General features: G+C 72.0%; 14 protein-coding genes. 7 read left to right on the plus strand and 7 right to left on the minus strand.

Going from position 1 to position 21,313, the window contains the following annotated elements; all coding sequences use genetic code 11:
- The first annotated feature begins 11 nt into the window (after positions 1-11).
- From ACSMTC_RS04225 to ACSMTC_RS04245, 5 genes are all read left to right on the plus strand, one after another.
- Complete coding sequence (locus ACSMTC_RS04225) at positions 12-4,904, plus strand: amino acid adenylation domain-containing protein (RefSeq protein WP_436558281.1); 4,893 nt, start codon at positions 12-14, stop codon at positions 4,902-4,904.
- Positions 4,901-5,929 carry a phosphotransferase enzyme family protein gene (locus tag ACSMTC_RS04230; protein ID WP_436558282.1) on the plus strand — a complete coding sequence of 343 codons (1,029 nt, stop codon included), beginning with the start codon at positions 4,901-4,903 and terminating at the stop codon, positions 5,927-5,929. Before ACSMTC_RS04225 ends, ACSMTC_RS04230 begins: the two co-directional genes overlap by 4 nt.
- A gap of 13 nt (positions 5,930-5,942) precedes the next feature.
- Positions 5,943-6,860 carry an aldo/keto reductase gene (locus ACSMTC_RS04235; protein ID WP_436558283.1) on the plus strand — a complete coding sequence of 306 codons (918 nt, stop codon included), beginning with the start codon at positions 5,943-5,945 and terminating at the stop codon, positions 6,858-6,860.
- 28 nt (positions 6,861-6,888) lie between these two features.
- A complete protein-coding gene (locus ACSMTC_RS04240) occupies positions 6,889-7,839 on the plus strand; it encodes a JmjC domain-containing protein (RefSeq protein ID WP_436558284.1) in 951 nt (316 codons plus the stop codon).
- 319 nt (positions 7,840-8,158) lie between these two features.
- On the plus strand, positions 8,159-9,430 hold the full coding sequence (locus tag ACSMTC_RS04245) for a nucleotide sugar dehydrogenase (RefSeq protein WP_436564587.1): 1,272 nt from the start codon (positions 8,159-8,161) through the stop codon (positions 9,428-9,430).
- A gap of 549 nt (positions 9,431-9,979) precedes the next feature.
- Here ACSMTC_RS04245 and ACSMTC_RS04250 read toward each other — a convergent pair.
- The 7 genes from ACSMTC_RS04250 to ACSMTC_RS04280 form a co-directional block, all read right to left on the minus strand.
- Positions 9,980-10,594 (minus strand): hypothetical protein, encoded by a 615-nt coding sequence (locus ACSMTC_RS04250; RefSeq protein WP_436558285.1) that lies wholly within the window; start codon positions 10,592-10,594, stop codon positions 9,980-9,982.
- Positions 10,595-10,629: 35 nt separating this feature from the next.
- Positions 10,630-12,435, minus strand: a complete 1,806-nt coding sequence (locus ACSMTC_RS04255; protein ID WP_436558286.1) for a hypothetical protein — start codon at positions 12,433-12,435, stop codon at positions 10,630-10,632.
- Entirely contained in the window at positions 12,432-13,310 is an 879-nt protein-coding gene (locus ACSMTC_RS04260) for a sensor domain-containing protein (protein WP_436558287.1), read from the minus strand. The genes ACSMTC_RS04255 and ACSMTC_RS04260 overlap by 4 nt, the downstream gene beginning before the upstream one ends.
- A 37-nt stretch (positions 13,311-13,347) precedes the next feature.
- A complete protein-coding gene (locus ACSMTC_RS04265; protein WP_436558288.1) occupies positions 13,348-13,581 on the minus strand; it encodes a hypothetical protein in 234 nt (77 codons plus the stop codon).
- A gap of 275 nt (positions 13,582-13,856) precedes the next feature.
- Entirely contained in the window at positions 13,857-15,563 is a 1,707-nt protein-coding gene (locus ACSMTC_RS04270) for a DUF4189 domain-containing protein (protein WP_436558289.1), read from the minus strand.
- Complete coding sequence (locus tag ACSMTC_RS04275; RefSeq protein WP_436558290.1) at positions 15,560-16,531, minus strand: protein phosphatase 2C domain-containing protein; 972 nt, start codon at positions 16,529-16,531, stop codon at positions 15,560-15,562. Before ACSMTC_RS04275 ends, ACSMTC_RS04270 begins: the two co-directional genes overlap by 4 nt.
- On the minus strand, positions 16,528-17,211 hold the full coding sequence (locus ACSMTC_RS04280) for a vWA domain-containing protein (protein ID WP_436558291.1): 684 nt from the start codon (positions 17,209-17,211) through the stop codon (positions 16,528-16,530). Before ACSMTC_RS04280 ends, ACSMTC_RS04275 begins: the two co-directional genes overlap by 4 nt.
- Before the next feature lie 212 nt (positions 17,212-17,423).
- On the opposite strand from ACSMTC_RS04280, the gene ACSMTC_RS04285 reads away from it, so the two are divergent.
- Positions 17,424-19,769, plus strand: a complete 2,346-nt coding sequence (locus tag ACSMTC_RS04285; RefSeq protein ID WP_436558292.1) for a helix-turn-helix transcriptional regulator — start codon at positions 17,424-17,426, stop codon at positions 19,767-19,769.
- Positions 19,766-20,737: a DUF6801 domain-containing protein gene (locus tag ACSMTC_RS04290; RefSeq protein ID WP_436558293.1), complete on the plus strand. Its 972-nt coding sequence runs from the start codon at positions 19,766-19,768 to the stop codon at positions 20,735-20,737. The genes ACSMTC_RS04285 and ACSMTC_RS04290 overlap by 4 nt, the downstream gene beginning before the upstream one ends.
- Positions 20,738-21,313 lie beyond the last annotated feature (576 nt).

A 21,313-nucleotide genomic window follows, 5' to 3' on the forward strand; every position in this document is an offset into this window, starting at 1 on the left:
CGAGAAGACCGATGACACTGCACGAACTCGTCGCCGCGGCGGCCCGGCGCGACCCGCAGGCACCGGCGGTGATCACCTCGCACCGCACGCTCAGCTACACCGAGCTGGACGGCCTGGCCGAGGCCGTGGCCGAACGGCTGCGCGGATCGGTGCGCCCCGAAGAACTGGTCGCCGTGGCCCTGGACAAGGGCTGGGAGCAGATCGTCGCGGTACTGGGCGTCCTGAAGGCGGGGGCGGCCTACCTGCCGCTCTCCGCCGACCTGCCCGAGGCCCGGCTCCGGCAGCTGGTCGAGCTCGGCCGCTGCTCCCATGTGCTCACGCAGGCCTCGCTGCTGACGTCCGCGGCCTGGCCCGCGGACGCGGCCGTCTCCACCCTGGAGGGCATCGACCGCGCGCCGGCCGGACCGGCCGCGGGCACCCGGGACAGCCTGGCCTACGTCATGTTCACGTCGGGCTCGACCGGCACGCCCAAGGGCGTGATGGTGGAGCACGGCGGCGTCGCGGACACCGTGCTGGAGATCAACCGGCGCTTCGGCGTCGGGCCGCGGGACCGCTCCCTCGCGCTGACCTCGCTCAGCTTCGACCTGTCGGTCTACGAGATCTTCGGTCCCCTGGCCGCCGGCGGCGCGGTCGTCGTACCGGACCCGGAGCGTGCGGGCGACCCGGCGCACTGGGCCGAGCTCATGGAGCGGCACGGGGTCAGCCTCTGGCACACGGTGCCGGCGCTGCTGGAGATGCTCGTGTCCTGGCTGGGCGAATCAGGCACGCCGGCTCCCGGGCCGCTGCGCCTCGCAGTGCTCAGCGGTGACTGGATCCCGGTGGGCCTGCCGGACCGGGTGCGCGACCGGTACCCCGCGGCCCGCGTGGTGAGCATGGGCGGCGCGACCGAGACGTCGATCAACTCCCTCATCTACGAGATCGGCGACGTCGACCCGTCCTGGACCAGCATCCCCTACGGCGACCCGCTGCCGGGCGAGGGCTGCCTCCTTCTCGACGACTCGCTCGCGCCGGTCCCGGCCGGGACTGCCGGCGAGCTCTGCATCACCGGCACCGGTCTCGCCCGGGGCTACTGGGACGACCCGCGGCAGACCGAGGCCGCCTTCGTCCGGCACTCCGAGCTCGGCGTGCGCATGTACCGCACCGGTGACCGGGCCCGGGTCCGCCCCGACGGCACGCTGGAGTTCCTCGGGCGAAGCGACCTGCAGGTCAAGATCCACGGATTCCGGGTCGAGCTCGGCGAGATCGAGGCCGCGTTGCGCGGCGCCGCAGATGTCGACCAGGCGGTCGCCGTCGCGCTCGGCCCGAAGACGGCGCGCGACCGCGTCGTCGCCTTCGTCACCCCCGGCCCGCACGCCGTGCCCGACGAGGCGGCGATCACCGCCGAGCTCGCCGCACGGCTGCCCGGCCACCTCGTCCCGCAGCGGATCCACGTGGTCGCGGCACTCCCGCTCACCGCGAACGGGAAGGTCGACCGGGCCGCGCTCGCCGCGACGGCCGCGGCGCGGACCGGCCCGGACGCCGAGCCGCCGCGGCCCGGTACCGAACAGCAGCTCGCGGACATCCTCACCGAACTGCTCGGCCGCCCCGTCGCCGACCGCTCGGCCGACTTCTTCGAGCTCGGCGGCAACTCGCTGCTGTCCGTCCAGTTCGTCACCCGGCTGCGTCGGCGGCTCGGGCTCGACATCCCCCTGGGCCTGCCGCTCCGGCGGCGCACGATCGCCGGGATGGCCGAGGCGCTCGCCGGCCTGCCCGCCGTGCGCGAGGCCGCGGAGCCGAGGCTGGCTCCGCGCGCCGACACCGGGCCGGCACCGGTCTCCTTCGGCCAGGAGCAGGTGATGTTCCTCGACCAGCTGGCCGGGGGCGACCGCGCCTACCACTTCCAATGCGTCGTCCGCTTCCGCGGCGAGCTCCGGCCGGACCTCGTCCAGCGGGCCCTGACCGAGGTCACCCGGCGGCACGAGATCCTGCGCACCACCTTCCACCTCACCGAGAGCGGCCCGATCCAGGTGGTGCACGACCCGGCCGAGGTGCCGCTGCACGAACGCGATCTGCGCGGAGCCGCGGACGCCGACCGCGAAGCGGCGCTGACCGCGGCGCTCCGCGCCGAGTTCGACCGCGACTTCGACCTCGCCACCGGCCCGCTGGCCGTGTGGACCCTGATCCGGCTGGCGCAGGACGACTGGGCCCTGGTCGAGACCGAGCACCATCTGGTGCACGACGGCTGGTCGGTCTCGGTGTTCTGGCGGGAGGTCGGCGAGCTCTACTCGGCGTGGGCGGACGGGCGCGAACCCGAGCTCGCCGACCTGCCGGTCCAGTTCGCCGACTACGCCGCCTGGCAGCGGGGGCGCTACGCCGTCCGGCGTGGGCAGGTGCTTCCGTACTGGACGGATCGGCTGGCCGGCGCGGGCACCTTCGACCTGGCCGTGAGCCGACAGCGCCCGCCCAAACAGACCTTCCGCGGCACGGCTATCCGGGTCGCGGTGCCCGACGACCTCTATGCCCGGCTGCGCGAGTGCGGGCGGGACGAGGGCGTGTCGCTGTTCGTCGTCATGTTCGCCGGGTTCGCCGTGCTGATGAACCGTTACAGCGGGGCCCGCGACCTGACCATCGGCTCCTGGCTGGCCAACCGCGACAGCCCGGAGACCGAGAACCTGCTCGGCATGCTGGTCAACATGGTCGGCATGCGGCTGCGGTTGGACAAGGACCTGTCCTTCCAGGAGCTGCTCGGCCAGACCCGCGACGCCGTGCTGGAGGCGCTGGCGCACGGCGAGGCCCCCTTCGAGGACGTCGTGCGCTCGTTGGACCTGCCGCGCGACCCGAGCCGGAACGCGCTGGTGCAGACCTGCTTCAGCTTCCACGACTCGCCGGTGCCGTCGTTCGACTGGCCGGGGGCGCGGGGCACGCTGGTCGAGCACAACAACGGCAGTGCCAAGTTCGACCTCAACGTCGTCGTCATCCCCCGGGCCGAGCAGCTGCGCCGGGCGGGCGACCCGGGCGAGCGGGAGAAGCTCGCCCTGATGTGGGAATTCAACACCGATCTGATCGACCAGGACGCGGCGCAGCGCATGGTCGACCACTACCTGCGGCTGCTGAGCTCGGCGGTGGACGATCCGAGCGGGGCGGTCGACGCCCTGGACATGCTCGTGCCCGAGGACCGCACGGCCATCGCCGCCTCCAGCGGGACGGCGCGGGACTTCCCGGTCGAGGACGACGTCGTCGCGCTCATCGCGCGCCAGGCCGCCGCGCGCCCCGACGCCCCGGCGGTCACGGCGGGCGGGCGGACGCTGACCTACGCCGAACTCCGGGCCCGGGCCGACGGGCTGGCCGGCCGACTGGCCGCGCTCGGCATCGGCCCCGGCCACCGGGTCGGCCTGTGCGTCGACCGCTCCGTCTCCACCGTGGTCGGACTGGTGGGCGTGCTGCTGACCGGCGCCGCCTTCGTGCCGCTGGACCACCGGCACCCCGCGGCTCGGAACGAGTATGTGCTCGACGACGCCGACGTCAAGGTCATCGTGACCACTCCGGAGATCGGCGGCCGGTTCCCCGGCCGTCACAAGGAGTTCGTCAACGGCAAACCCGGGCCGGCTCCCGAGCACGCCGCCGACCCCGGGAGCGAGGCGTACGTGCTCTACACCTCGGGCTCGACCGGTCGGCCCAAGGGCGTGCGAGTGCCGCGGCGCGCGCTGGCCGGGCTCCTGGCCTCGATACGGGCCCGGATCGGCTTCACCGAGGCCGACACGCTGCTGGCCGTGACCACGCTGGCCTTCGACATCTCGCTGCTGGAACTGCTGCTCCCGCTCGTGTCCGGCGGCCAGGTGGTCATCGCCGACGAGAGGTCGGCCTCGGACGGGGAAGCGCTGGTCGGCCTGCTGGCCCGGCACTCGGCGACGGTCATGCAGGCGACACCGTTGACCTGGCGCATGCTCGTGGCCGCGAAGTGGTGGCCGGCCAACCGGTTCACCGCGCTGTGCGGCGGGGAGGCGATGCCCGCAGACCTGGCGGCGGAGCTGGTCGAACGGGCCGCCGTGTGCTGGAACCTGTACGGCCCCACCGAGACCACCATCTGGTCGACGGCGTACCGGCTCCACGGCGGCGAGTCGCCGGTGCCGATCGGCACGCCGCTGGCCAACACCTTGGCCCGGGTCCTCGACGACCGGCTGCGGCCGGTGCCGCCGGGCCTGCCGGGCCAGCTCTACCTGGGCGGTACCGGAGTCGCCGACGGCTACACCGCCGCCGGACTCACCGAGGAGCGCTTCACCACCCTGCCAGGCGAGGACGGCCGGTTCTACCGGACCGGCGACGTGGTGCGGTTGCGGAGCGACGGCGGGCTCGAGTTCCTGAATCGCGCGGACCGGCAGCTGAAGCTGCGGGGCTACCGGATCGAGCCGACCGAGATCGAGCAGGTGCTGCTCGCCCACCCTGCCGTTGCGGACTGCGCCGTCGAGCCGAAGGGCGACCCGGCCAGACTGATCGGCTACGTCGTCAAGGCCGACGCCGCCGTGACCTCCGCCGAACTGACCGAGCACCTCGCGGCCGCGCTGCCCGCCTACATGGTGCCGCAGGCACTCGTCGACCTGGATCGGCTGCCTCTGTCGCCGAGCGGCAAGCTGGACCGGGCGGCGCTGCCGGAGCCCGGCCCGTCGGCCGGGACCGCGGACCCGGCCGACCGCGCCCCGCTGACCGGGCCCGAGCGGGAGGTGGCCACGCTCTGGTCGGAGGTACTCGGCGGTGTCGCCGTGGGGCCCGACGACGACTTCTTCGAGATCGGCGGGCACTCCCTGCTGGCACTGCGCCTCGTGTCCAGGGTCCGGGCGAAGCTGGGCGGCGCGATCAGCGTGGACACGGTGTTCGACTTCCCGACGGTGCGGTCGATGACGGCCGAGCTGGGCCGGACGGGCCGATGAGCACCCGGCAGGCGTTCGCCCCCACACCGGCCGCCGCGGCCTACGTGGGGGAAAGGTTCGGGCTGGCCGGCACCGCGCTCGGCGCGGAGCCGACGGCCCGCGGGCTCTGCGGCCGGATCTGGGAGCTGACGGCCGCCGGCACCCGGCACGCGCTCAAGGAGCTGTTCTGGGACGACGACCAGGACGAGCAGGAGATCCGCGGCCGGGTCCGGTTCGAGACGGCGGCGCGGGCCACCGGGGTCGCGTGCCCGCAGAGCCTGCCCACCGTGGACGGCGACTACCTCTGCCGGCTTCCCCCCGAACTCGGGAACGTCTACGTCCGGCTCTACAGCTGGATCGACGGCAGGCCCCTGACTCCCGCGGACCATGCCGCCGGGCACGCCGCGGACTGGCTCGGCGACTGCCTGGCCCGGCTGCACCGGCTGGCTCTGCGGGACCCGGGCGCCGGTGCGCCGGACAGCAGGTTCGAGCGCGTGCCGACCGCGGATCACTGGCAGGAGCTGCTCGACGCGCTGCGCGCACAGCGCGTCGAGTGGGCCGACGGGCTCGAACGGCTGATGCCCGCGGTCGGGGAGCTGTCCGAGCTCGTCGTCCCCTTGGACCGGGACGCCCTGGTCATGTGCCACCTCGATCTCACGCCCGCGAACGTGATGCGTGAGCGCACCGGCGGGTTCGTGCTCGTCGACTGGGACAACGCCGGACCGGGCTCGGCCGACCACGAGCTCGCCGCGGCCCTGATGGCCTGGCACGCGCCCGACGGCCGGGCGCGGACGGACCGCGTCGCCGCCACGGCGGCCGCGTACGCACGGGCTGGCGGCCCCGGCCGCGTCAGGGACCTGTCGTGCTTCTCCGGGTACCTGGGCACGGTCCTCAACAACCTGTACACGCAGGCGTCGGTCGCGATCGCGGCGGACGCGCACGAAGAACACCGAGAGCTCGCGCGGACCAAGGTCCGGCAGGTGATGGCGAACCTGCCCAGCCGGTCCGTACTCGAACAAGTCGGCCTGAGCGCCGAGAGCCGATGAGAGGGACACAGCGATGACGATGAAGTACGGGAAGATCGCCGGCGTGGACCGCGAGGTCTCGCGCATCACGCTCGGCACGTCCGGCATGCGGACGTACGAGAAGGCCGCACCCCTGCTGGAGCACTTCTTCGGGCAGGGCGGCAATCTCCTGGACACGGCCTTCGCCTACGGCGGCGGCGTGTGCGAGGAGGTCCTCGGCACGTGGCTGGCCCGCAACACGCCGGACGAGCCGCCGGTAATCATCGCCAAGGGGGCGCACCCGCCGAAGTGCGCGCCCGAGACGATCACCGAAGAGCTCTCGATCTCCTTGGAGCGCCTGGGCGTCCAGTGTGTGGACGTGTACCTGCTGCACCGCGACGACGAGCAGGTCCCGGTCGGCGAATGGGTGGACGCGCTGGAGGCCGAGGTCCGCGCCGGCCGGATCGGCGCCTACGGCGGTTCCAACTGGCGACGGGCCCGCGTCGAGGAGGCCACCGCGTACGCGCGTTCCACGGGCGGGCAGGGCTTCGCCGCGGTGAGCAACCACTTCGCGCTGGCGGAGATGGCCGAGCCGCTGTACCCGGGGTGCATCGCCGCCGATGAGGACGACCTCGCCTGGTTCGCCCGGAATGACGTGGCACTGATCCCCTGGTCCAGTCAGGCGCGCGGGTTCTTCTCCAGCGTCGACCCCGGCCTGCTCGACCCGAACATGGTGCGCTGCTGGGACACGCCGGCCAACCGCGGCCGCCGCGAGCGCGCCCAGCGGCTGGCCGCGCGGCTCGGCGTCGAGACGATCAACGTCGCCCTCGCCTACGTGCTGGCGCACCAGGCGGCCTTCCCCATCATCGGGCCCCGCGACCCGGCCGAGGCCGCGATCGCGCTCGGTGCCCTGAACATCGAGCTCGACGCCGCCGCGCTCGCCGAGCTGAACGGCGACGGGCGGCTGGGCTGAGCCCACCGGCCGGACAGGGAGGAATACGATGACGAGTCGGGAAGTACTGCCGAGCCTGGTCGGCGACGTCTCGGACTTCTACGCGAAACACTGGCGCACCGCTCCGGCGGTGTTCAGGCCGCGGGAGCGGGAGCAGGCGCCCGACTCGACGGGCCCGATCGGGTCGCCGAGCCCGATCAGCCTGCGGGAGGTCGACGACGCGATCGATTCGGGACTGCTGCGCGTGCCCTACGTGGAAATGGTGCGCAAGTCCACGACGATCGACGCAGGCGACTACACGAAGGCTCGCACCGTCAACAACGTGCTCGCCGAGGGCTTCGCGGACGCCGAGGGCATCAGGCGCATGATGGACGACGGCGTGACCCTGCTGCTGCGCAATGTGGAGCACTGGCACATGGCCACCCGCGAGGCCGCCACGCTGCTCGAACGGAAGCTCGGGCACCGCGTCGAGGCGTTCCTGTTCGCGACCCCGCCCGGCGAGCAGGGTCTGCCCGTACACCGCGACGACGCCGACGTGCTGCTGGTGCAGATCCAGGGCGGCAAGCGCTGGAAGGTCTACGACGGACCGCGCAACACCGCCTGGTCGCCGGGCCGGGCCGGCAACGTGGGCCCGGCGCTGCTGACGGAGGTCGTGCGCGAGGGCGAGGTGCTCTACATCCCGCGCGGATACGCACACGAGGCGGTCGGAGAGCAGGACGAGCTGTCCGTGCACCTGTCGTTCACGATCCGGGAGGTCGGCCGGTCCGAGCTGTATTCGGCGTTGGAGCGCCTGTTGCTGGACGGGATGCCGCTCAACCACCGCCCCCGCACCGAGCAGGAGCTGCTGGACGACGCCGAGCACCTGCTGGACCGGTTCCGTGCCGGGGCCGCCCGCCTGACCGCCGCCGATGTCCTCGCCGAGGCACGCCGGGCGGAGGCCATCGGCGGTGAACCCGCCCGATCCGCGCTGGCCAGGCGCACAGTGGAGACGCCTTCGTGACGCTGGCACGAACGGGGAGAACCTGCTTCACGATGCCCGTTGTGCTGGTTCAACTATGTCCGACAAGTACCGGAATTCGTACGCCGGCTCCACTGCCGGCATTTCGACGTGCTGGACGCCACTGCATTTCGTAGCATTACGCCGTCGTCACCAAAGGGCCGTATACGACCATCCTTTCGGAATTCGCAGGTACCTCTCGTCAATGGGTTGACAGCACAGAGGCCCTTCCTTTCGAGTGGAGGCAGTCTCTGTAGTCGCCGCACCGGCGGTGGATCGAATGAATATTGTCCAAGCGTCGCTCTGGGGGGTTGTGCGCACAATGAGCTCCCGTACAAATATTGATCTGGTCGTGGTCGGCCTGGGCTATGTGGGCCTACCGCTGGCCCGTGGGGCCGCTCGGGCGGGCCTGCGGGTGGCAGGCTTGGACCTGAGCCGTCCGGTGGCGGACGGGCTCAACGCGGGGCGCTCCCACGTCGATGACATTTCCGACGCCGACGTGGCGGCGATGCTGGACCACGGGTTCAGGGCCACCACCGAGGCCTCGGTGATCGCCAGCGCGAAGGCGGTGGTGATCTGCGTGCCGACGCCGTTGACCGAGCATGGGGCTCCCGACCTGTCCGCGGTGAACAGCGCGGTCGCCATGGTGGCCGATCACCTGCGAGCCGGGACGCTGGTGGTGCTGGAGTCGACGACCTACCCGGGCACGACCGATGACGTCGTCCGGCCGGCGCTGGAGGCCGGCGGACTGCGCGTCGGGATCGACTTCCACCTCGCTTTCTCCCCCGAGCGCATCGACCCGGGAAATCCCGACTTCGGACTTGAGAACACCCCCAAGGTGGTCGGGGGGTGCACTCCGGACTGCACGAAGTCCGCCCGCCGGCTCTACGAGCGTTTCGTCGGGGAGGTGGTGGAGGCCAAGAGCCCGCGGGAAGCAGAGATGGCGAAACTCCTTGAGAACACCTACCGGCACGTCAACATCGCGCTGGTCAACGAGATGGCCATGTTCTGCCGCGAGATCGACGTCGACCTGTGGGACGCCATCCGCTGCGCCTCGACAAAGCCGTTCGGATTCGCCCCGTTCTATCCCGGGCCCGGCGTGGGCGGCCACTGCATTCCCATCGACCCGAATTACCTCTCCTACAAAGTCCGGTCGCTGGGCATTCCGTTCCGGTTCGTCGAGCTGGCGCAGGAGATCAACCGGCGGATGCCGGTGCACGTCGTCCAGCGGTCGGTCGATCTGCTCAACGGCCGGGGCAAGGCGATGAACGGCTCTCGGGTGCTGCTGCTGGGTGTCACCTACAAGCCCGACATCTCCGACCAGCGCGAGACGCCGGCCACCGCGCTCGTGCTCGAACTGCGACGACGCGGGGCGGACGTCCGGTACTACGATCCCAAGGTCGCGACCTGGGGCGTGGCCGGAACACCGGTGGAGCGGGTGACGGACTACCTGGCCGACGCCGAGACGGCCGACCTCACGATCCTGCTACAGCCCCACAGCGACATCGACGTCATCAAGCTCGCCGATCGCGCAGATCTGCTCTTCGACACGCGGGGGAAGACCCTCGGGCACCCGCGAGCGGTGCAGCTGTGACCATCCCACACGACCAGACGTGTCCCACGTGCTCCTGCGGGGCAACGGTGTGGTTGACCGGTCTGCCGAGCGCCGGCAAGTCCACAATAATCGGCCTCGCCGGGCGCCAGGGGTCCCTCGAAGAGTCGGAACGCGCGTTGGAGCTCGCCGTACAAGACCACGCCCGAGCGAAAGACTCGGTACAAGAGCTGCGGCGCGCACTGAGACGACAAGCCGAAGGCGCACCCACGACACAGGAACAGGGGATCGGCCGGCGTGCCGGGACACGGGCGAACCCCCGACCCGACACCCCGAGCACCGCCTGACAACATCTCACCGACCCTGGACGCCGCGCCCCGACAGGCCGATGGTGAACTGACCCCGCAGGCTGGTGCCGCTCGACCGCCTTGGCCTCCCGATGGACGAGCTTGTCGACGTCGGCCCGGCGGCAGTCGACGGACGCCCCGTCGCTCCAAGCCGTTCGCTCCCGCTGCTCCCACCGCTCGTCCGAAGCCGCCCGGCAACCCCCAAGGATCGCCCCGGGCATGGTCGTTGACCATGTTCGTGGGTTCACTGCCGCAGCTGCTTCGACCAGTCACCCCGAGGGCGATAATCACGGCCATCGCCGACCTGCTTCATCCCGCCGGGAACAACGTCCCCATGGTACGGATACTGTTCCGTCACCGCCGCCAGCAGGAACTCCAGGAAGCCGCCCTCGAACAGGTCCCACTCCCGCATCGAGTCGAACTTGGCGGCGACCGGCCACCGGTCCGGGTCCGGGCCCCGCATCAGCCAGAAGAAGTGGTCGGAGCTCCAGTTGTTGCCCCACTTCAGAAGCCCGCCCTCGGCCGGGAACAACGGATACGGGCACTCCTTGTAATCCCCGTCTCGGTAGGCCTGGGCCAGCATGGCGCAGTATCCGTAGGGGTCCGTCGTGTAGTGCAGGAATCCCTCGAAGCCGAGCGGCTGCTCGCTCTTGGGACTAGGCACTGCCGACGGTGTGCAAATGTGCAGCTCGCCCCTGATACTGACCATCCCGTACCGGTCGACGAACGCCCGGTAGTCCGCGGGCAGTTGGAAACCGATCACCTCACGCCCGAGCTCCCACGGAACCGGCACCACTCCGCCCGCAGGCGGCGGCCCGATCACCGCGCCCAGCCGGTCCAGCATCTCCTCGACGTTCATGTCCACTCCCGTCGGCCGCCCGTTCTCGCCGGAGGCTAGTTTCCCAGGTTCACAAGTCCGGTCGGGCCGTAGCTCGCGTTGTCCACGACCGTCCATGCGATGTCCGTGCTCGCCCCGGTGGTGGCATCCCACGCATAGAGCGCCATATCCCATTTGCTCGGAATGGTGCTGCTGGTGTTGTTGTACTGCGGACGCACGCTGTACAGCACGTAGCCCCGCTTCATGCCGCTCTCGGCTCTGCTCTCGAAGGTCCGCATGCTGTTGGTGATGGTGCCGCCGGTTGCCTGGTTGGTGTTGGCCCCCCGCTGGAAACACGGCGTCAGGTTCCGCTCGTCCGCCGTCCCGCCGGCCATGCGCGGCACGGAGTGGCAGCGGGCGAGGTCGAATGTCGAACTGAATCCAAGGGCGACCACCCGCGCCTGAGCGTCGATCCAGCCCCGGATGTTGCCGGCACTGGTCGCGGACTGCCCCCTCTTGGAGCTGGGCTTCCCTTCGAGACATGCCCTGACTCCCCGGTTACGGCCCTGAGCGTCCGACGGCAGGTAGTCGACCCATCCTCCGCGGTTCAGGTCCGTGGCCCCCGAAGGCTTCCGGTCCTTGCAGGTGGGGACGCTGCGGTTGCCGTTCTCCCCGGAGGGCGGGCTGCTGTGTCCCGCAGCGGGGTCCGCGGAGACGGGAGCTTCCTCGACGGTCGTGACCTCGTCGACGGGGAGTTGTTCGCCATTGCGGTGCACGACCAGCCCGCCGGATCCGACGACCGCCGGGGCCGGGGCAGTGGCGGCGGACGGGGCCTGCACCCGTAGCGCCGTGTAGTGGCCGTTGGGCTTGCGGACCAGCCCGTCGTAGCTGATGGCAGGGCTGCCGAGGGTGGCTGCCTGCGCGGCCGGGAGCCGCCGGATTGCGTCGGGCGTCAGGTACGCCGTGCCCGGGCGCGCGTCGACGGTGGTGCCGTGCTGCTTCGCGTACTGCGTCAGCGCAGCGGCCCGGGGCTGCCGGTAGGGGCTGTCGCCAGTGTCCTCGTCCTGGTCGGCGAGCCGGTTGCCGGCTTGCGGAGGCGGAGCGGGCGCGTCGCCGCCCTGGTCCATGGCGGCCGCCGGGTTCGACGGAACGGAGGAGAAGCTCTGGATCACCTGCGCCATCTGCCCGAGCAGTTGCTGGCGCCGGGACTGGAGCTGCTGTTCCTTCGTCTTGAGATCGGAGGCCTTCGAGTCATTGGTCCTGGAGGCGGCGTCGAGCTGGGAGGACCTGGCGTCGACCTGGGAAGCCTCCTGCCCGATCTGGCTCTCCTCGCCCTGGATCTTGTCCTCCACGGCGTTTTCCTGGTCCTTCTCGGCCTCCAGTTGGCGCGCCTCGGCGTCGAAGGCAGCGGCCGCGCCCGCCTCCGCGGGCAGCTGGAACGTGTTCGGCTTGGCGTTGTGGGCGGCGATCTCACCGTCCACGGCCTTCGCGCGCGCGTTGTGGCTGCTGATCTCCTGGTTCACCTCCGCGACCCTGGCGTTGAGCGCCGCCTTGCTGTCGCGGATGGTGGCGGCCTCCTTGGTGATCCGCTCCGCCTCGGCGACCACCTCCTTCTCCTGCCGCACCTGTTCGGCCGCCTGACGGTTCGCCTCATTGATCTCCGCCATCAGGGTCGCCATGGCGGCGTCGAAACCCCCGGGCGCCACCAGCGGAGCGGGGGCGAGCGTTCCGGCCTGCGCTGTCACCGCCACGGCCTCGGTCGCCGCGATCGTCTGCGCGCCCGCGGCGACGATCGGCGCCAGGAGCGCCATCAGCACGAGGTGCAGGATCCAGGGCAGCGTCCGTCGGCGGCGCGCGGCCGCCGAACGTGAGGGCGCGGTCATCCGGTCACCTTGCCGGTGAGCTCGTCGGCGATCAGGAAGGCGGTGGGCTCGCCGTCACCGGCCTGGCAGACGGAGGCCTGTATCAGGCTGGCGCTCTTCACCCTGGCCTGGTGGTAGCAGGCCCAGTTCGCGGTGTCGCCCTGCGTCGCGGTCCACGCCACCGCGTCCTCGGTGGCGGGGTGCGTCGCGTAGGTCCACTTCGAGGTGCGTCCGGCCTGGTCGGTGAGGGTCGAGGACGGGCACTTGGTGAGGCCGTCGGTGAGCGTGCGGAAGGCCGCGGTCGCCTTCTCGCTGTCCGGGAACACGCCGATCACCTGGTTGACGGTGTAGCTGCCCGACCCTGCGGCGTCCTGGTAGGTCGCCGACAGAAACGCCTTCCACGCCTGCCCGTAGACCGACTGCGTCGTCGGTCCGGCAGCGACGGCACACTCTGACGGGGCCGCGGCGAGCGGGGCATGGGGACGGTCCGACTGGGGTCCGGCCACCACCGTCGTTCCGGCCAGTCTGCTGACGTCGTCGGGGCCGAGCAGGTGCGCCTGGACCGTCCCCTCGGCGATGTGCGGAGGGAGGTTCGTCGGCTGTTGCGGCCAGAACCACCACCCGATGCCGGCCAGCAGGAGGCAAGGCACCACTGCGGCCACCAGCAGCCGCCAGTGGCGCAGCATCCCCGCTCCCCGGCGCGCCGACCGCGCGGCGGGCGGCGTCACCGACGCGGCCGGCGGCTGCGCGGCGGGACCGGCGGCAGTCGGTTGCACGGGCACGGACGGTGCCGCGCCGCCGCCGCGGCCGAGCTGGGGCGGCACCGCTCGTGGCGTCTGCTGCCAGGTGGGTGGTGCCGGTGCGGCCGCGTCCTGGTTCCAGTAGTGCTTCGTCATGAGGTCCTCTTGGTCGCGGTGTTGGGGTCAGCGCCGTTCATCGGTTGCACGAGGCGGCGAGGACGAACAGCAGGAACAGCACGGCGAGGATGCCGAGGCAGCTGAGGCAGCCACCACCCTCCGGGTTCTTGGTGTTGGCCTCGACGATTCCGCCGGGGTGCAGGCCGGGGTGGCGGTCGGTGTAGTGCGCGATCTGCGCCCGCTCGCCCTGGGACTCGGTGCCCCAGGAGGTCTTGAAGCCGCACTCGCCGCACCGGTAGCGGTATGCCATGTCGGATCCTTGAACTCGGTGGAATGGTGGATCGGTCGCCGCGCGGCGGGGTCAGCGCCAGCGCCAGCAGACGGTGTAGCCGAGGTCGGGGAACTCGTTGGAGCGCCAGTAGGTAGAGGCGTCCTGGCCGCAGAACGCGGGGTAGTTCGGCGTGCTGGTGCGTCCCGTGACGTAAACGTTGGATCCACGCCAGTTGTCGCATTTCGTGTGGTTCGGCGGTGCTGCGGTAGACAGCAAGGGCCAGCGAGACGGGCTCTTAGCCATAGAACATGGGTTCACTGCGCCCGCTGCCGCGTGGTGCACACATAGGTGATCCAGTGGCCGCCTCCAGCTTGTGCGATGGCGTTGTCCTCCGCCTTCACCGCTGTGGCACCGAACCCGCCCCAGTACATGTTGGTCTGCGGGTTGTACGCGACCGCGCCGCAGCCGTTGACAAAGCGCGCGAGGATCTTGCAGTTGGAGCGAGGACATTCGTCCAGCGCCTTCTGGTCGGCGGCAGCTTGGGAACCGGCGTCCCAGGACCTGCCGTTGCTGCCGTCCTGCGACACGGCTATGGCCCCGTAGTAGTACGTCGGAGGAGGCGGAGGAGGCGGAGGAGGAGGCGGAGGAGGCGGAGGAGGAGGCGGAGGCGGAGGAGGAGGCGGCGGCGGAGGAGGAGGCGGCGGCGGGGGTGGGGGTGGGGGTGGGGGTGGGGGCGGGGGTGGGGGTGGGGGCGGGGGCACCCGTGTGGTCGGGATCGCGGTCGTCGGCTCGGGGAGAGGTGAGTCGGTCGTGGGATCCGGAGCGGGCGTCCAGGTGTCGGACGGGACGACAACTGGGGAGACCGCCGTCTGACCACCGTCGGCGGTTGTGGTGGCGTCGGGCTGTGAGGAGTGCTGGCTGTTGAAGATCACCAGTAGCAGGACCAGGGCTGCGGCGAGTGTGCCGAGGACCTTGGCGGCTTTGGCCGCGGCGGTGCGGGGCGGCTTCTGTGGCCCGGTGATGGTGGGTGGCCAACCGGCGCTGCCCTGCTGGCTGGGGGGTCGCCTGGTCTGCCGGGGGTGCTTCGGTGCGGTGCTGGTGGACGCGCCGACTGCGGCTTTCGGCCCGCCGCCGGGCTTCAACCTGCCGGACGCCGAGGCCAGTTGCTCGGCCCATGCGGCGGGCGTCGGCCGGGCGACCGGGTCGGGGCCGAGCGAGTCACGGGCCAGGTCGCCGAGGGCCTGGTCGATCGCCGCTAGCGCGGTCGGGTCGGTCGTGCTCTGGTTGCGGGCGAAGAGGCGGACGGCGAGCAGGGCGAGCTTGTAGGTGTCGCTGTGCCGTGTTGCCCGCTCCTCGCCCGCGGGGACCTGCCAGTCCGGGGTCTCGGCCTGCGGCAGCACCGTCGCACCGTCGAGGCGGGCCGCGTCACAGTCGATGAGGAAGCACTCGGGCTGCGGTGCAAGGGCGAAGAGCAGGTTCTTCGGCGAGAGGTCGCCGACGGCGACGCCGAAGCGGTGGAGCCGGTCGAGGGTGGTCGCCAGGTCGGCGAGCAGGAGCAGGCGGTCCCGGTCGGTGACGGTCAGTCCGATCCCGGCGACGTAGGCGTCCTCGTTGAGGAGGTACTCCAGGGTGGCGAGCCGGGGCGAGCCCTGGTTGCCGGCCGCCAGGGTCCGGAGCGTGAAGCGGAAGCGGTCGGGGACGGCCCGCATCAGGAACCCGCACGTCCGTCCGCCGCGCCGGACCACGGCGGCCGGCCAGGCGGTCTTCTCGCACAGCCAGCGCCCCTGTTCGCCGGTCAGCCGCCCGGGCAGCGCGACCGCGGCGGCCAGCGCGGCGGCGTCCACCTGCGGCAGCACCGTGGGGGCGTACTCCTTGTAGACGACCTCCCAACCGCCGTCGGCCGCCGACTCGTTGATGCGCTTGTTGCGCACCCGGTGGACCGATCCCTGGCCTCCTCGGCCGAGTTCCCCGTCCAGGGCCAGCGTGGCGAACTCGACCGGGGCGGCCGGCCGCGCGCTCACCTCGCTCCCTCGGCCCGGGGCCAGATCGCCAGCAGGGTACGGTCGTCGTCGAAGGTCTCCCGGGTGAAGTCCAGCACGTGGCCGAGCCACAACGGCGGAGGCGGCGAAGCGAGTTGACGGGCGAACAGCTCCCCGACCCGGCCGTCGCCCTCGCCGAGCGGGTCGCCGAACCCGTCGGTGGCGACCAGCAGCGTCCACGGCTCGGCCAGCCGTCCGACGGCGGTCTCCGGCCGGTCGGGGACCAGGGGAAGCGGGGAGACCTCGTTGCCGACCAGCGGCGTGCCCGGTACGGCCTTGCCGCCGAACAGCGGGTGATAGCCGCCGCCGGCCCGGTCGAGGAGCCACGCCCCGGAGTCGCCGATCCGGAACACTTCGACCTCCAGGGCGTCGCCCGCGGCACGGACCACCCCCGCCACCAGGGTGGTCGCGTACAGCCGGGCCACCTCGGCCGCCTGCGGCGCGGCGACGCCGAGCCGCCACCGCGCCAGTTCGCACAGCCGTTCCGCGGCGTGGGCCGCGACGTCGGCGCCGTCCAGCCGCTCCGCGCCCCGGTCGAGCAGGTGCAGGATGCGTTCGACGGCGGCCCGGCACGCCTCGACGGCGCCCTGGTGGGACTCGGCGGCGCTGGACACGCCGTCGGCGACCGCGAAGACGATGCTGCCGGTGGCCTCGTGCACGGCGGCGCGCGCCGCGTCCTGGCGCGGCTGCCGGTAGTAGCGGTGCTTGGCGCCGCGGACGGAGGCGAACCGCAGGGTGAGCCGGTCGGTCGACCAGCCCTCGCACTCGCTGTCGGGGAAGTCGAAGGCGTACTGGCTGGGCGGCCGGGCCTCGAACTCCAGGCCCGGCACGTCCACGGTGATCCGCTGCCACGGCACCGGGTCCGGCCCGGTCGCCGGGGGCGGCCCGGCGGGCCTTGGGGGCGCCGCCGGCGGCACGGAGTCCGGGTCGCCCCGGCGGGCGGGCGTCACCGGCCGACCTCGTCGATGGCCATGGTGAACTGGTCGGGCCGATTCACCACCAGCTGCGGGTTGGCCGAGTTCAGGGCGTGTCCGGAGGCCACCAGGCTCATGGTGAGCGAGTGGAAGAACTCCGAGATCGCCCGGCCGACGTCGGTTCCGGACTTGGCGAGGAAGGCGAACTCGGGGCGGGTCGCCACGTCGACCATGGTCTGCGCCCGGGCATCGCCGAGACCGCAGGCGATGATGTTCGGCGCGGTCGGCGTGCGGTCCCGGTCGGTCAGCTCCGCGTGCGGCGCGTGCCAGGACGAGCCGTCGGTGGGCTGACCGTCGCTGAGCAGGAAGACCACCGGGCGGTGCACCCGGTAGCCCTCGCCGCGCAACCACTTCACGTCGCCGGGGATCCGCTGCAGCAGGTCCTCGAAGACGGCCCGGTAGTTGGTCACCCCGCGGATCACCAGCCGGGGCACCGCGGTCTCGGTGCGCATGTCCGCCACCGCGAGCCGGACCTGGACGTCGTCGGAAAAGCCCAGCACGGCCAGCCGGAGCTTGGCCGCAACCATCGGCTCCGCCCGCAGCCCCTCGCACAGCGACGCCACCCCGTCCCCCAGCTCACGCTGGTACGGCGCCATCGAGCCCGACTCGTCTGCCACCACGTAGGCCGGCAGCAGGACGCCCCTCGTCTCCGCCATCGCAAACACCGCCTCCCTCAAGTTCACGCAACTGGTGTCGCGGACGGGGCGGCCCGGGCCACGCAACGGGGTGCGCCACGGGGCCGCGGAACCGTTGTCCGCACCGCCGATGCTGGCGTCGCGTCAGGCAAATGCACAGGTCACAGCGCCGGTCATATATGACCGGTCGTCAGCGGTAGGCTGTATTCGGATCCCCGGGGGAAGGGTGGGGCGTGGCGGAGACGCTCGGAGCACTGGTACGCCAGTTACGGAAGCAGGCCGGTCTGACGCAGTTCCAGCTCGCCGAGCGGGCCGGGCTCGGCGAGAGCACCGTCCGCCGGATCGAGACCGACCGATCCTTCGACCACCGGCTCGGCACCATCAACCGCATCGCGGACGCGCTCGACGCCAGCCCCGAGGACCGGCGCCGGCTGAGCGCCCTCGGCGGCGGCACCGGCCCGGCCGCGCCGGAAGCCCCAGCGCCCCCACCGGAACCACCGCCGCCGCCCCGGGACCATGGCCCGCTCGCCGACGCCGCCGAGGAGTTGGCCCGCGAGAGCCGGCAGCGCTGGCGCCGCGAGGAGGCCCAGCACCGGGTGCACCACCCGTTCGCGCTGCCGGTACGCTGGCAGCAGGTGCCGACGGGGGTGGCCGACCAGTCGGCGAACGCCCACCTGCTTGCCCCCGGGGAGGCCCGCACCGAACCGGACCTCAGCGGCGACCTGCGGCGGGTCGCCGAGATCTACCGGCGCGTGCCATCGGGCCGGCTGGTGGTCCTCGGCCGGGCCGGATCGGGCAAGTCGATCCTGGCGGTCCGGTTCGCCCTCGACCTGCTGGACGCCCGCACCCGCAACGAACGCGTGCCGGTGATCTTCAGCCTCGGCGCCTGGGACCCGACCACCGTGGCCCTGCGCGACTGGCTGATCGGCCGACTGCTGCGCGACTACCCGCACCTGGCCCGCCGGGTCCCCAGCGGCAAGACACTGGCCGCGGACCTGCTCGACGACGACCTCGTCCTTCCCGTCCTCGACGGATTCGACGAACTCGCCGAAGGCCTGCGCGCCCCGGCCCTCGAAGCACTCAACCTCACCCGGCTGCCGCTCGTCCTGACCAGCCGGCACGCCGAGTTCACCGCGGCCGTCCGAACGGCCCACGCCCCACTGGCCGCCGCCGTCGTCCTGGAACTGCGCGACCTCGACATCGACGATCTGCGCGGCTACCTGCCCCGGACCGACCCGGCCTTCCCCGGGCCTGCCGACACCGACGGGCAGGACGCGACCTGGGAGGCCGTCCTCGATCCCGCCCGGACGGCGGAGAGCGCCGGCCGCGCCAACCTCGCCGCCGCGTTGAGCACCCCGCTGATGATCGCCCTCGCCCGCACCATGTACAGCGACCACCCCGAACGGCGGCCGGGTGAACTCCTGGACACCGCCCGCTTCCCCGACCCCGAGGCGATCGAGGAGCACCTGCTGGCCGGGTTCGTACCCGCCGTCTACCGCCCCCGTCCCACCGAGCGGCTCGACACCGCCCACCGCCCGCCCGGATCGTGGGACGCGGAACGCGCCGAACGCTGGCTCGGACACCTCGCCGACCACCTGACCCGGCTCGGCCGCGAACGACAGGACCTCACCTGGTGGGAGGTCGGCACCAGTATGTGCCGCACCTCGCGCACCGTGATCATCGCCGTTCTGGCCGGCGTCGCCTTCGGCGTCACCACCGCGATCGGCAACCTCCCCGTCGACCTTGTCGCCACCACGCACAGCTTCCGGTTCGCCGTCGTCCGCGGCCTGCTGGTCGGCGTCCTTCACGGCCTCGCCGCCGGCACGCTCTTCGGGCTCGTCTACTGGCACGCCTCCGCTCGCGCCGCCCTCAGCCCCTCGCCGGTCCGCATGCGACTCAGCACCGGCACCCCGACAACCCGCCGCAACGCCCGCACCCGGTTCCTGATCGGCCTGTGCGGTGGAGCAGCCGGCATGGCGCTGCTCATCCTGGTCGACGAAGGCCTGGTCACCCCGATCGGACTCGCCGACGGACAGGGCGCCGGAGCCGCCGCCGGGTTACTGTTCATTCCGCCGATCGCCCTCGCGACCGGGCTGGTCTTCGGCCTGATCGCCCTGTTCGAGGCCCCGGTCCGCACCGAATCCGTCGTCAGTCCCGCCGACCTGCTGCACATCGACCGCCGCAACGTCGCCTACCACCTGCTCACCTGGGCACTCGTCCTCGGCATCTGCGTCGGCCTGCTCAACGGCATCGTGTACGGGCCGCTGCGCGGCTTCGAGGTCGGCCTGGTGTTCGGGCTGGAGGGCGCGTTCGGCGCCGGGCTCGGCTACGGACTGAGCCTGACCGCCTGGGGCCAGTGGGTGGCACTGGCCCGCATCTGGCTGCCGCTCACGGGCCAACTGCCCTGGGCACTGATCGCCTTCCTGGACGACGCCCACCAGCGCGGCGTGCTCCGCCAGGTCGGCGCGGTCTACCAGTTCCGCCACGCCTGGATCCAGAGCCACCTGAGCCGCAGCCACCAGCAGCGCCACGGCCGCGGACAGCGCCGACGCAACCACTCGACGGAAGGGGCACGATGAGCGCCGAATCCCGTACGCACCGCCCGAGCAGGCGCACCCGGCGGGCGGCCGTTGCCGCAACCGCAACCGCCCTCGTCGGCGCCCTCGCCACCGCCCCCGCGGCCGCCCGGCCCGCCACCCCCACCTTGCACTACACCTGCGTCTTCCCGACCATCGGCGGACAGGCCATCACCGCCAGGATCTCCGCGGACATCCCGGCCACCCTGCCGGCCGGCGAGTCCAGCCCGGCCTTCGCCATCCAGGCGGCCGCCACCGTCGAGGCCCCCTTCACCCTCGGCCTGCGCTACGTCCTCGGGGTACGCACCATCGAAGGCTCGGTCGACGCCGAAACCCGCGTCCTCGCCCCGCAGGACGAGACCGCCGTCCCCGTCCACCTCACCATCACCCGCACCGCCGTCCCCGCCTCAGGCGCCTTCGAAATCCCCGCCACCGGCAACGCGCCCCGGCTCTCCTTCACCCGCCCCGGCACCGGACGCGTGACCGCCGGCAACTTCACCCTCCACCTCGTACCCAAGGACGCCGACGGCAACCTGGCCGGGCCCGGCCGGGTCGACGTCCCCTGCACCCTGAACGCAGGCCAGGACAACACCGTCGCCCCCTTCGAGGTCACCCCCGCGAAAGCCTCTCCCACTCCGTCCCCCACCGCCCCTCCGTCCCCCACTGCCCCTCCGTCCGCCCCGGCCCCATCCTCCGCAAGCCCGGCCACCACCCCGCCGGGAACAGACGCCTCCGCCGTCGCAAGCACCGCCTCAGCCAGCATGACCCCGCCAGCTCCTCCACCGCGAGTGTCCGCCCCCACCACGTCCGCCCCCACCACAACCGACGCCCCGCGGGCGCCAACCGCCCACCTCCAGGGCGCCGGCCTGGTCACCGCCGCGATCGCCGCAGGCATCGCCGCAGCCCTTGCCGCTGCCGCCGTCCTCCACCGGCGCTCCAAACGCCGTGGAGCATCCGAGCCCCCAGCCTGACCGTCCGCGATACTCGGCCGACCCCGGCCCGACGAATGCTGCCGTTGTCGGAGCGCGCCGATTGCCCATGCGGCATCGACAGAATCAGTGCCCATCGGGCGTGGAATCGCGCGTTCCCACAGGACCCAGTGCCCATCGAAGCGCGGGGCCTACAGCCATCCCGCGCCAGGGTGCGCACGACCCGGCCTCCTCCGAGACATGACAGCCACGACCGGCGGCTCCCGCCCGTAATCCGGCGGAATCGACCTACGAGACGAATGGATCCCCGGCGCGATCCACCGCACCTATCTGCGGGAGCCCGACCGACCCTCGGGGGTGTCGTGCTACCTGACCGACGCCAAGTGACTGCTTGTAGGGTCAACGAGTTGAATCGCAACGCTTCCTGGGGAAACTCATGAATCCCCGCCTGACACGCACTCGTTACGTCGGTGCTGAGCGCGCAATCAGGGCTGCTGAAGCGTCAAAGTGCCGCTGTGAGTGAACACCCCACGCGGCACCACCGCCAGTGCGATGTTCGGCAAACGCGCCCTCAAGGCCCACGGCAAGGCCTTCGCCTGCCTCCAGGGCGACCTGCTC

It is taken from the genome of Kitasatospora sp. HPM-01-4 (genome assembly GCF_051374625.1).
Lineage (GTDB): Bacteria > Actinomycetota > Actinomycetes > Streptomycetales > Streptomycetaceae > Kitasatospora.